Source organism: Nocardia nepalensis, from assembly GCF_048910785.1.
GTDB classification, from domain to species: domain Bacteria; phylum Actinomycetota; class Actinomycetes; order Mycobacteriales; family Mycobacteriaceae; genus Nocardia; species Nocardia nepalensis.
On the sequence record NZ_JBKBET010000005.1, the window covers coordinates 338,396 to 350,695 of the forward strand.

Annotated in this window: 11 protein-coding genes; 4 read left to right on the plus strand and 7 right to left on the minus strand. The window is 67.2% G+C overall.

Going from position 1 to position 12,300, the window contains the following annotated elements:
* Nucleotides 1-20: 20 nt before the first annotated feature.
* On the plus strand, nucleotides 21-473 hold the full coding sequence (locus tag ACHQ4I_RS05925; RefSeq protein WP_420770633.1) for a hypothetical protein: 453 nt from the start codon (nucleotides 21-23) through the stop codon (nucleotides 471-473).
* On the opposite strand, the gene ACHQ4I_RS05930 is transcribed toward ACHQ4I_RS05925, so the two are convergent.
* The 7 genes from ACHQ4I_RS05930 to clpB form a co-directional block, all read right to left on the minus strand.
* Entirely contained in the window at nucleotides 451-1,167 is a 717-nt protein-coding gene (locus ACHQ4I_RS05930; RefSeq protein ID WP_420770634.1) for a lysoplasmalogenase, read from the minus strand. The genes ACHQ4I_RS05925 and ACHQ4I_RS05930 overlap by 23 nt on opposite strands.
* 2 nt (nucleotides 1,168-1,169) lie before the next feature.
* Nucleotides 1,170-2,228 carry a beta-ketoacyl-ACP synthase 3 gene (locus ACHQ4I_RS05935; protein ID WP_420770635.1) on the minus strand — a complete coding sequence of 353 codons (1,059 nt, stop codon included), beginning with the start codon at nucleotides 2,226-2,228 and terminating at the stop codon, nucleotides 1,170-1,172.
* Between the two features lie 148 nt (nucleotides 2,229-2,376).
* Entirely contained in the window at nucleotides 2,377-2,943 is a 567-nt protein-coding gene (gene pyrE / locus ACHQ4I_RS05940) for an orotate phosphoribosyltransferase (RefSeq protein WP_420770636.1), read from the minus strand.
* A 5-nt stretch (nucleotides 2,944-2,948) separates the two neighbouring features.
* Nucleotides 2,949-3,755 carry an SDR family NAD(P)-dependent oxidoreductase gene (locus ACHQ4I_RS05945; RefSeq protein ID WP_420770637.1) on the minus strand — a complete coding sequence of 269 codons (807 nt, stop codon included), beginning with the start codon at nucleotides 3,753-3,755 and terminating at the stop codon, nucleotides 2,949-2,951.
* 73 nt (nucleotides 3,756-3,828) lie between these two features.
* Entirely contained in the window at nucleotides 3,829-4,983 is a 1,155-nt protein-coding gene (locus ACHQ4I_RS05950; RefSeq protein WP_420770638.1) for a type III secretion system chaperone family protein, read from the minus strand.
* Between the two features lie 161 nt (nucleotides 4,984-5,144).
* The gene (locus ACHQ4I_RS05955; RefSeq protein ID WP_420770639.1) at nucleotides 5,145-5,981 is read right to left on the minus strand and encodes a DUF5666 domain-containing protein; all 837 of its coding nucleotides are present in this window, start codon (nucleotides 5,979-5,981) and stop codon (nucleotides 5,145-5,147) included.
* Between the two features lie 115 nt (nucleotides 5,982-6,096).
* On the minus strand, nucleotides 6,097-8,655 hold the full coding sequence (gene clpB, locus ACHQ4I_RS05960; RefSeq protein ID WP_420770640.1) for an ATP-dependent chaperone ClpB: 2,559 nt from the start codon (nucleotides 8,653-8,655) through the stop codon (nucleotides 6,097-6,099).
* Nucleotides 8,656-8,899: 244 nt separating this feature from the next.
* Here clpB and ACHQ4I_RS05965 point away from each other — a divergent pair, with 244 nt between their 5' ends.
* The 3 genes from ACHQ4I_RS05965 (at nucleotide 8,900) to ACHQ4I_RS05975 (ending at nucleotide 12,249) form a co-directional block, all read left to right on the plus strand.
* On the plus strand, nucleotides 8,900-9,835 hold the full coding sequence (locus tag ACHQ4I_RS05965; RefSeq protein ID WP_420770641.1) for an NADP-dependent oxidoreductase: 936 nt from the start codon (nucleotides 8,900-8,902) through the stop codon (nucleotides 9,833-9,835).
* Nucleotides 9,836-10,306: 471 nt separating this feature from the next.
* Nucleotides 10,307-11,464 (plus strand): FAD-binding oxidoreductase, encoded by a 1,158-nt coding sequence (locus ACHQ4I_RS05970; RefSeq protein ID WP_420770642.1) that lies wholly within the window; start codon nucleotides 10,307-10,309, stop codon nucleotides 11,462-11,464.
* 8 nt (nucleotides 11,465-11,472) lie between these two features.
* Nucleotides 11,473-12,249, plus strand: coding sequence for an FAD-binding oxidoreductase (locus ACHQ4I_RS05975; RefSeq protein WP_420770643.1), 777 nt, complete (start codon nucleotides 11,473-11,475; stop codon nucleotides 12,247-12,249).
* Nucleotides 12,250-12,300 lie beyond the last annotated feature (51 nt).

The following is a 12,300-nucleotide window of genomic DNA, read 5'->3' on the forward strand; positions in this document are numbered from 1 at the left end:
CAGTCGGGGTGGAGGCTGGTATGGACCACGCACGCATTCTCCGCACAGTGCTCGGGGTGACCGCCGGGTACTTGGTGCTGCTCGGATTCTGGCTCAGCTGGCTGCTACCGCATACCCCGCCGGGAACCGAAGCCTTTCAGATCATCGCGCTGGTCGGCCTGTTCGGCTCGTGCTGCGGTATCGGCATGCTGCTGGCGGCTCGGCCCTCGCGCGCGGATCGGCAGCTGTGGCGGCACGGACTGGAGGGCTGGGCGACCATCGAGGGCGCGCACACACTGGAGCGCACCGATCATCACAGCGAGTTGACCGAATTCGATCTCGAGCTCGTGGTGCCCGGATCCGAAAGTTACCGTGGCACCATTGTTTTCGACGTCACCCCGGCCGATAAACCACGGCTGGCGGTCGGCGAGACGATTTCGATCAGGGTTGATCCGGCCAATCGGGATCGAATCATTCTCGTTCTGGGGCAATAACTTTCGCGACCGTCGCATGGGCGCGAGGATCCGCGAGCAGGTATTGCGCAGCCGCATAGGTCGACAGAATGACGCCTTCCGCGATCCGCCGCGAACGCTCACCCCGCGCGAACAGCCGACGCAGCACGATCAAGCCATCGGAGACGGTGAACAGCAGCGCGCCGAGACCGAGCCGACTGCGCGGATCGGCACCCGGAATATTCAGTCCGGCAATGTTTTTCGCCTGCGGAGCCAATCCGGGATCGGAGGCGAGCACCGCGGCGGTACCCAGCGTCGCGCCATAGGCCGTCAGCGGAACCGCCACGGTCGGCGCCTTGGCCCGCAGCAGCACCGCCGCACCCAGCCACGCCAGCACCCGAGGCAGCGCGATCTCGGGACGCGGCCGTCCACCGCGCCGCCACCACAGCGCCGAATACCCGCCCTGCATCACCGCGAACGACGAGGCACCCGCGATCAGACGGCGGTCATTGTCCGGTTCGATCAACAGCACGTCACCGATGGTCGCGGCGCCGAGTGCGCCGAGCAGAACCTTTCGATCGAACGGGTCCGATCCCGACCGATCGGTCGCCACATCCGCCGCGAGCAGCGGCATCATCAGCGGCTTCGCGACCCACTGCAGTTTGTCGCGGCCGGTGACCGCGCCGTATACGGTCACGGCCGCGGCCGCGAGGAACCCGGCACGAAATACCCGCACGATCAGAAGCTCGGCTCTTTGGGAGCTGGCGGCAGCGTGACGACCTGACCCGCATAGCTCAGACCAGCGCCGAAGCCGAGCAGCAGCGCCGTCTGGCCGCCCTTGGCCTTGCCGGTCACCAGCATCTCCTCCATCGCCAGCGGGATCGAAGCCGCCGAGGTATTGCCGGTGTTCTCGATGTCATTGGCCACCGGGATGTCATCGGCCAGCCCGAGATTCTTCTTCATCAGCTCGTTGATGCGTGCGTTGGCCTGGTGCGGAATGAAGACCTCGATGTCTTCCTTGGACACCCCGGATACCTCCAGCGCCGAGGCCAGCGCGCGCGGCAAAGTGACCGCCGCCCAACGAAATACGCGCGGACCCTCCATTCGCAGCGACATGCGGCCGATGGGCTCGACGGCCGGATCGGTGCCCTGCAGCCGCTGCGCCTTCTGCATGTATTCGAGGAAGTTGACGTCCTGTGCGATGGCCGAGGCGTTCTCGCCGTCGCTGCCCCATACCGTCGGGGAGATGCCGTTCTCCTCGCTCGGGCCGACCACCACCGCACCCGCGCCGTCACCGAAGATCATCGCGGTGCCGCGGTCGGTCGGATCCAGTCCGACGGTCATGGTCTCGGCGCCGATCAGCAGCACATATTCGGCCGAGCCCGCCCGGATCAGGTCGGCGGCGACACCGAGGCCGTAGCCGAAACCGCCGCAACCGGAGGTCAGGTCGAAGGCCGCGATCCCGTTCATCCCCAGGTCATTGGCGACCTTGGGGGCGCCGTGCGGGGTCAGCGTCAACCAGCTCGAGGTGGCCAGGATCAGCGCGCCGATCTTGGAGCGGTCGATGCCGCTATTGACGATCGCCCGCTCACCGGCGGCCGCCGAGATCGACTGCAGCGTTTCGTCACCGCTGATCCACCGGCGGTTGCGCACACCGGTGCGCTCGAAGATCCACTCGGGGGTCGAGTCGAGTACCTCGCACACCTCTTCATTGCTGACCAGGCGTTTCGGACGGTAAGCACCGATACCGAGCATCGCGACATTTTCACGACTCTTGTTGACTGCAATGCTCACCACAGGTAACTCACACGACCCTTCACTATCTTCGAACGCCTCGCTGCGCTCGGCGTATGCGTTCCCTATCGGGCCGCACCGCTATCGTCGTTTCGGCTGATTCGAAGCCGCGACGACCAGCGATTGCGACCCAGGAGACGCACCTCGCAGCTTAGCCGAGCGCGAGATCCTTCAATCCGAGGATGGACCGGTACTCCAGCCCCTCGGCGGCGATCACCTGGTCGGCACCGGTCTCGCGGTCCACCACGGTCGCGACGCCGACCACGGTCGCGCCCGCCTCACGCAGTGCGCGCACGGCGGTCAGCGGCGAATTGCCGGTGGTCGTGGTGTCCTCGACGACGAGCACCCGCTTGCCGACGATGTCCGGACCCTCGATCTGGCGCTGCATGCCGTGGGACTTGGCGGCCTTGCGCACCACGAAGGCGTCGATCGGTCGGCCGGGCGCGTGCATGACGGCCAGCGCCACCGGATCCGCACCCATGGTGAGGCCGCCGACGGCCTCGAAGTCCCAGTCCGCCACGAGTTCGCGCAGCAGCTTGCCGATCAGCGGTCCCGCGCCGTGGTGCAGGGTGGCGCGGCGCAGGTCGACGTAGTAGTCGGCCTCCTTGCCCGAGGACAGGGTGACGCGGCCGTGCACGACGGCGAGCTCGCGCACCAGCGCGGCCAATCTATCTCGGTCGTCCGTCGAAACGGCGGCGTTGCTTGCCTGGTCGATCATCTCTGTTAAGTCCTTCCGCGCGCGTTGAATATGCCGCGATTCAGTCGGGCCGCCAGGGGTCGCGGGATCATTCCGGCGGCGGTGGTGAGCACTTTGTACTGCACTCCGGGCACGCTGAGCACCCGGCCTTTCTCCAGATCACGCAGCGAACCGGCGACCACCTGGTCGACGCTCAGCCACAGTTGCTTCGGCAGCGACGACATCTCGATGCCGGCCCGCTCATGGAATTCCGTGTGCACGAATCCGGGGCACAGGGCCTGTACTCGGACACCGGTTCCGGCCAGTCCGCCCGCCAACCCTTCCGTGAAGGATACGACGTAGGCCTTGGCGGCCGAATAGGTCGAGCCGCGTCCGGGGATCAGACCCGCGACGCTGGCGACATTGACGACCGACCCCTTGGCGGCCGCGATCATCGCGGGCAGCGCCGCCCTGGTCAGCCGCACCACCGCCGTGACGTTGACGTCGAGCTGCGCCTGGACCGCCTCGGGCGGCTGGGTCCAGAACTCTCCCGACTGCCCGAATCCCGCATTGTTGACCAGGAATTCGATGCCGTCGGCGGCGCGCGCCGCCACCCGGTCCCGATCGGCGGCATCGGCCAGATCGGCGACGAGCACCTCCGAACGAGTGGCGAATTTCCGGTCCAGTTCCGCCGCCAGCGCGTGCAGCCGCTGCTCGTCGCGGGCCACGAGCACCATGTCGTAGCCGAGGGCGGCGAGCCGTTCGGCGAATCCGTGCCCGATGCCGGAGGTCGGTCCGGTGATCAGGGCGACGGGGCGGGTGGCGCCGGGCAGGCGCGCAGGACCACCGGTCATGGCAGCACCATCCAAGTCGAAGGGGCACCACGGTGGATCTTTTCGAGCGACCTGCAAGCAATCGCTACGGTCATCACTGCGGCACGGGTCCCTGGTACGGACGGAATCCTGGGTGGAACGGACCGCCGGGCGGTTCCGGTGTGTGCTCGGCGGCGGGCCACTCGTCCTCGTCCGACTCGAGCCGGACGGGCTCGGACTGGGCGGGTTTGCGTGCCGGGCGGTCTTCTGGCGGCCAGTTGTCCTCCTGCTCCGCTGCCCAGCGATCGTCGCGGGCCCGCGAGCGGGAGTCGGGGACGACGGCGAGGCTGGGGCGGCGCGGCGGTTCGGGGGGCGCCGAGTCGGCCGGTTCGTCGTCGTAGTCCTCGTCGTAATCCGAGTACCGCGACTCCTGGTACTTCGGACGATCGAAATCCCGTTCGTCATAAGACGATTCGTCGTATGCGGAGTCCGGGTAGTCCGAGTCGTCGAAGTCCGGATCCGCGCGCTCGCCCTTGCGCAGCTCCGGCGAGGCGACCCGGGTCGCCACCGCACCCTCCGCATCGTCCGGATCGGTCGAGCGCGATTTGCGCGGATGCGGCCGACCCGGATCGTGACCACCCGAATCCACCCCGCGCGCATCGCTGACCGGCGGCAGCACATGCAACAGACCGGACAGTCGCAGCACCGCGTCGATGGCGGTCTCCCAATCCTTGGCCACCGTCCCGACATTCAGCATGCCGAGGGTCCAGTTGCCCTCACTCCACAGCATCTGCACGGTGTCGTGCAGCGACTCGATGAAGGCGACCATGCGCTGGTCGACCGCGTGCCTGGCGATCTCCGGATTCGTCGCGAACACCACCCGGTCGCCGATCGCGCCGAGTAGTTCGAGATCGGCATCCTTCGGCGGGGACGCGGTCTTGAGCCGCATATCCACATCGATATCCGACCCGATCTGCCTGCGCACCGCGACCAGGGTCGCCGCATCCTCCAGATCGAAGAGGACGAACTTCTCGCCCTTACGGATTCCGGACACCACATCCACCGCGGACAGGTAGCCCAGCTTGGCCAACGCACCGCGGCGCCAGGTCGACGCGAGCGCCGGTTCCACCGACACATACGTATAGCCCTGGGCCTTCGCCCAGACCTGGCGCGCATGACCGGTCCGCTGTCGCTGAACCCGATCGAAATAGAGCAACACGATCGCACCAACCAGCGCGATCGCCGCCAACCCGAACCACATTGCCGTCATCGTCGCCTACCCTAATATGCGCGGTCGGACGAAGTCCGCCATAAGCCCCGCGCCGGGCCGAGCGAAGCCGAGGCACTCGCCCATCGAGCCGGCCGAGCGATTACGCGTCACTGCCTGTCCGTGCTTGCCCGGGTCGTCCATTTTCTTCCCCCGCCGCTGTGTCACCGCGTTCCTCCCGGCAATGCGGTGCTGATGATGATCTTCGCGTCGATCGAGCCGTCAGCGGCCTTATCGCCCTGCACCACGACCATGTCACCGACCGGCAGATCGGCCGCCTTGGCCGCGGTCAGCGAGATGACCTGGGTCTTATCGGTGGTGCGCACCGTGACCTTGGCTCCGCCCAGGGTGTCCAGGGTCAGCTGGCCGCCGGAGTTGGCGGAGATGGTGCCCATGGTGGCGCCGAGGCTATCGATGCCGCCCAGCCCCGGAATGCTCGGGATGATCTGGGTGGAACTCGGCCCGCCCGATGGGGCCGTACCGGTGGGGCGGCCCGCGGTCGGGAACGCCGAGGTGCTGGCGGCGGTGGTCGACGACGAATCCTTACCGCCGAGCAGCACGCCGGCGACGATGCCGACCGCGCCGATCAACAGGATCACGCCGACGCCGAGGGCGATCCACAGGCCGATATTGCGCTTACGCGGCGGCTGCTGGTCGGGAGGTAGTGGCGCGCCCGGTGGGCCGGGCGGGTACTGCGCGCCGGGTTGGGCATACCCACCGACCTGGGTCGGATCCTGCGCCCCGGACCCAGCCCACGGTTCGCCGTACGAACCCCACTGCGGCTGGCTCTCGTACGGCGGGAATTCCTTGGTGGCGTTCGCGGGCGGCGGCGCCCACGGATCGAATTGCTCGGTGGACGGGTACACCGAGCCCTGGCCGTAGGCCTCGGTGTACTCGGTCGCCTGCGACGGCTGCGCGAATCCCGACTTACCCGGCGGACCGATATGTTCCGTCGGCGCATCCTCCGGTCGCTGTGCCCAGGGATCGTTGGGATTACTCATGGCCTCCAGGGTAGGCTCTGTCAGTTTTGCCGCGCCTGCGGCGCGGCGTGTTCGCGACCCCTGGTGTCACCGAGGACACCCAGCTCGGAGTTGATCGCGAGCTGGGCCACCTCGGTCAAGCACGTCCGACGATGAGGCCTTCGCCGTTCGGGGTGACGTTGACCGCGACGGTGTCGCCGTCGGTGACCTCACCGGCGAGCAGTTCCTTGGCAAGGGTGTCGCCGATGGACTGCTGGATCAGCCTGCGCAGCGGGCGGGCGCCGTAGACCGGGTCGTAGCCGCGCACCGCGAGCCAGAACCGGGCCGAATCGCTGACGTCCAGCTTCAGCCTGCGCTGCGAGAGCCGCTTCTGCAGCTGGTCGAGCTGGATATCGACGATGGATTCCAGCTGCTCCTCGTTGAGGGCGTGGAACATCACCACATCGTCGAGGCGGTTCAGGAACTCCGGTTTGAAGGCCGCGCGGACCGCGTTCATGACGAAATCCCGATCGCCACCCGCACCCAGATTCGAGGTGAGGATGAGGATGGTGTTGCGGAAGTCCACCGTGCGGCCCTGGCCGTCGGTCAGCCGCCCCTCGTCGAGCACGGCGAGCAGGATGTCGAAGACATCCGGATGCGCCTTCTCGATCTCGTCGAACAGCACCACGGTGTACGGCCTGCGCCGCACCGCCTCGGTCAGCTGACCGCCCTGGTCGTAGCCGACGTAGCCGGGCGGGGCGCCGACCAGTCGAGCGACGGAGTGCTTCTCGCTGTACTCGCTCATATCGATGCGGACCATGGCGCGTTCGTCGTCGAACAGGAAGTCCGCCAACGCCTTTGCCAGCTCGGTCTTACCGACACCGGTCGGTCCGACGAACATGAACGAACCAGTCGGCCGGTTCGGATCGGCGACACCGGCACGCGCCCGGCGCACCGCGTCGGAGACCGCCTGCACCGCCTCGCTCTGCCCGACGACGCGCTTGCCCAGCTCCTGCTCCATCCGCAGCAGCTTCTGGGTCTCGCCCTCCATCATCCGGCCGACCGGAATACCGGTCCAGGACGAGACCACCTCGGCGATATCGTCGGGGCCGACCTCCTCCTTGAGCATCACTTCGCCGTCACCGGCTGTCGCGGAGGCCTTTTCGGCCTCGGCGAGCTGCTTCTCCAGTGCCGGAATGCGCCCGTACCGCAGCTCGGCGGCCTTGCCCAGATCACCGTCGCGCTCGGCGCGTTCGGATGCACCGCGCAGCGATTCCAACTCCTCCTTGAGGACTCGGACCTGGTCGATGGCGCTCTTCTCGTTCTGCCAGCGGGTCATCAGCTGGTTCAGCCTCTCGCGGTCGTCGGCGAGTTCCTGGCGCAACTTCTCCAAGCGCTGTTTGGAGGCCGCGTCGGTCTCCTTCTCCAGTGCGACCTCTTCGATCTCGAGGCGGCGCACCGCACGCTCGACCTCGTCGATTTCCACTGGGCGCGAGTCGATTTCCATGCGCAGCCGCGACGCCGATTCGTCGACGAGGTCGATCGCCTTATCCGGTAGGAACCGGGAGGTGATGTAGCGGTCGCTGAGCGTGGCGGCGGCGACCAGCGCGGAGTCGGTGATGCGCACACCGTGGTGCACCTCGTAGCGTTCCTTGATGCCGCGCAGGATGCCGATGGTGTCCTCCACCGACGGCTCGCCGACCAGCACCTGCTGGAAGCGGCGCTCCAGGGCGGCGTCCTTCTCGATGTGCTTGCGGTATTCCTCCAGCGTGGTGGCGCCGACCAGGCGCAGCTCACCGCGGGCGAGCATCGGCTTGATCATATTGCCGGCGTCCATCGCGGATTCGCCGGTCGCGCCGGCGCCGACAATGGTGTGCAGCTCATCGATGAACGTGATGATCTGTCCCGCACTGCTTTTGATCTCCTCGAGTACGGCCTTGAGCCGCTCCTCGAATTCACCGCGGTACTTCGCGCCCGCCACCATCGCGCCCAGGTCGAGCGAGACGACGGACTTGCCGCGCAGCGACTCCGGCACATCACCGGCCACGATGCGCTGGGCCAGGCCCTCCACGATCGCCGTCTTGCCGACGCCGGGTTCGCCGATGAGCACCGGGTTGTTCTTGGTGCGACGACTCAAAACCTGTACGACACGGCGGATTTCGGTATCGCGCCCGATGACCGGGTCGAGCTTGCCGGAGCGGGCCGCCGCGGTGAGGTCGGTCGAATACTTCTCCAGCGCTTGGTAGCTGCCCTCCGGATCCGGACTGGTGACCCGCGCACTGCCGCGCACGGCGGTGAACGCCTCGCGCAGCGCGTCGGGGGTCGCGCCGTACTTCTTCAGCAGCATGGTCACATCCGAGTCGTCCTCGGCCAGGCCGACCAGGACGTGTTCGGTCGAGACGTATTCGTCGCCGAGTTCGGTGGCCAGGCGTTGGGCTGCGGTGATCGCGGCCAGGGCCTCCCGGCCGAGCTGCGGCGTGGTGGTCGCGCCGGTCGCCCGTGGCAGCCTGTCAACGATGTCCTGTGCCTCGCGTCGAACTGTCGCCGGATCCACCGCGACGGCCTTGAGCAAGGGGGCGGCGATGCCGTCGGTCTGATCCAGCAACGCCACCAGCAAGTGCGCCGGACGAATCTCCGGATTGCCCGCGGCCGAGGCGGCCTGCAGGGCGGCGGTCAGGGCCGCCTGGGTCTTGGTGGTGGGATTGAACGAGTCCACAAGTCACCTTCCTACTAGTCGATTCGCACTATCCAACGTCGGAAAGGTTGAGTCTGTTCCGCTCAACTTTGCTTTTTTGGCGAACCGGGCCGAATCACCGGGCACGTGTACAGACTCATCCAGAACGCTACGCCGCGACACCGCCGAATGGCATCAAACACAGGGCCGATGGCATACAGGTGCTTACGATTGCCTTGGCCGTTGGTTGATGCATCACAATCCAACCCGACTCGAGGAGCGATGTATGCGCGCGATCGTGGTACGAAGCTTCGGAGCAACACCCGAATTGGCCGATGTGCCCATGCCCGAACCGAGCGTGGGCGCGGTCCGGGTGCAGTTGGAGGCGGCAGGGGTCAACCCCTTCGACCGGAAGCTGGCCAGCGGAATTCTGGACGGCAAGCTGCCGCACGACTTCCCCATGATCCTCGGCGTCGACGGCGCGGGCACGGTGTCCGCGGTCGGCCCCGGCGTCACCGAATTCGCCGTCGGCGACCGCGTGGTCGGCAAATTCCTGGTCCCGCCCGCCGGCCACGGCAGTTTCGCGGAGTATTCGGTGCTGCCCGAGAACGCCACACTGGTCCGGATCCCGGACAAGGTCCCGACCGTGGCGGCGGCGGCCCTGCCGACCGCCGGCGTCACCGCACAGGACATGGTGGACGCCAGCAAGATCGAGCCGGGCCAGACCGTGCTGATCGTCGGGGCGACCGGCGGTGTCGGCTCCTTCCTGGTGCAGTTGGCGAATATGGCCGGCGCGCACGTCATCGCCACGGCGCGCGGCACGGCCGCCGACCAGATGACCCGGCTCGGCGCGGCGGAGACCGTCGACTACACCCGGGGCCCGGTCGCGGAACAGGTCGCGGCCGCGCATCCCACGGGGATCGACGTGCTCTTCGACCTGGTCAGCCCGCCCGAGACGCTGGCCGAACTCACCGCGCTGGTCCGCGACGGCGGCACCGTCTACTCCACCATCTGGGCCGCCGACGAGCAGGCACTGCGCGAACGCGGCATCGAGGGCGGCAATATCGAGTCCTCCGGACGTGCGCCCGAATTGACCCGCCTGCTCGAGCGCGTCGCGGAGGGCGATGTGGTGGTGCCGATCGATGCCACCGTCCCGCTATCCGCGGCCGCCGCGGTCATCGGCGCCGCGGGTGCGCGTGGCAAGACCGTGCTAGCCATCTGATACGCGCGGGCGTCATCGTGCGTATCCGCCGAACACCTTCCCGCCCACCGGATTCGGCCTCTTCCTGATTCCGTAGGCCGATAAGTACCAGCAGCTCACCGAACTGACGACCTACTGCTCGCCGGAGCCCATCCCGGCCCGCGGCCCGGCACGATCCGGGCATCTGGCTCGGCGCGAAGGAACCGCGCAGGCCGACCCTGACCGGTCAGCGCGCCACGCCGAAATGGTCGCCCCCCGCGGTGCGCGCCAACGTCGCGAGTTGACCCGGCGGTAACCCGCCGGCCGCGCGGTTCGCTTATCCTGCATGTCAGGCCCACAGCAGACCCGATTTGCCCACGGATTACCGTTGGCGCGGGCGTGATCGGCCATACCCACACGACCACGGGATTTTCAGGGATACTTGACGCCGGAGGACCGCCGGTTACGGACATGTCCCTGGGCAGTACATAGAGGGAAAGGAAGCTCCACGTCGTGGATGCGCGTTCGGCAGCGCTGGTCCGCGCCAACTTCCGTTCGGTGATCGAGTCGCCGCACGGACCCGAACGGTTGGCCAGTGCGTTTTATGGTCATCTGTTCGCGGAGAAGCCACAGTTGCGGGAATTGTTCCCGCCGGCGATGGAAATGCAGGCCAAGCGCCTGGTGACCGCCATCCATTACGTGCTCGACAATCTCGAGGACTGGGGACGGGCCCAGAAGTTCCTGGAACAGTTGGCGCGCGATCACCGCAAGTACGGTGTCGTCGCCGCGCATTACGACATCGCGGGGCGGGCGCTGCTCGCCGCCTTCCGGGTCTTCAACGGTCCGATGTGGAATCGCGCGCTCGAGGAGGGCTGGCGCGACATCACCATCCTGATCTCGGCCTCCATGGCCATCGGCGCCAATTCCGACAAGTCGCAGCCGTACTGGGATGCGACGGTCGTCGGCCATCGTCGGGTGCTGGAGGATCTGGCCATCGTCCGGCTGCAGTCCGACAGCCCGATCCCCTACCAGGCCGGACAGTACGTGCCGATCTCCCTGCCGCAGCGTCCGAAGATGTGGCGCTACCTATCGCCGGCCATTCCCGCGAATCCCTATGGCGAGATCGAATTCCACGTCCGCAAGATCCGCGGCGGCTGGGTGAGCCCGGCCATTGTCAACGAGACCAGGGTCGGCGACCGGTGGATGATCGCGGGTCCGCTCGGCGGCCTGCACATCGATCGCGACAGCGGCCGCGATGTGCTGCTGATCGGCGCTGGCACCGGCATCGCCCCGCTGCGCGCGCAACTGATCGAGATGGGGCAGCGCGGTATCAACCCGCGCGTGCACTTCTTCATCGGCGGGCGCTACCCCTGCGATCTGTACGACGTCGAGAACATGTGGCAGCTCTCGCAGAGCAATCCGTGGCTGACCGTGGTCCCGGTCTGCGAACAGAAGACCAACCCGTGGTGGTATCCGCATCCGCCGCAGGACGAACCGTATGGCATGCACCGCCGCCTGATCGGAAATCTGGGTGCGGTGGTCGCGAGCTTCGGCTCCTGGGCCGACCGGCAGATCCAGATCGCCGGGTCGGCCCGCATGATCGCCGACACCCGCCGCGCCCTCATGGCGGTGGGCACCCCCGAGTCGGTAATCAGCTCAGATCCCGTGTGAGAGAAGTAATGACAATAGATCCGAGTCCGCTCGGCAATGGTTCCGCGCCCGAGTGGAAGGCGACCGTGGTCGGTCACCATCGGCTGCGCCACGATATCGCCGTGATCCGCTTGATCGGCGAGTACGTCCCGTTCCTCGCGGGGCAATCCGTCGAGGTCCGGGTGCCGCAGCATCCTGGCATGCGGCGCCGGTTCTCCCCCGCGCTGCCGCCGTCGCTGGACGGCAAGCTGGAGTTCCACGTGCGCACGGTGCCCGGCGGCTGGTGCAGCGGCAGCATCGTGGCCGACACCAAACCCGGCGACGAATGGCAAATCGGCTCTCCGCTCGGCACTTTCGACGTCGACCCGGTCGGCGACGAGGTGGTGATGATCGCGGGCGGCACCGGCCTGGCCCCGATGCGCGCCCAGATCCTCGAGCTGGCCAGGCACGAGGATCCGCCGCCGACCTATCTGTTCTTCGGCGGCCGCTCCCCGCGCGACCTGTACGCCGACGACATGCTCTTCCTGCTGGCGAACGAATTGCCATGGCTCACGGTGATTCCCGTGGTCGAGAGCCCGGAGGACCCCGGCTGGGCCGACGAATGGTACGAGCATTCGCGCGTGGATATCGGATTCCCACTGGATGACATGCTTTTCGGCACGCTCGCGGAAGTGGTCGGTTCACACGGCGCGTTCGACAACCATCAGGTGCTGGTCTGCGGCTCACCCAATATGGTCCGCGTGACCTTGGATCGGCTCGTAGAAACCGGAACACCAGCTGCGCGAATCCAATTCGAGGGAATGTAACTCGCAGACCCGACCCCACGGAGCGAGTCTTACGAGCGAGGAGTTCGCGGC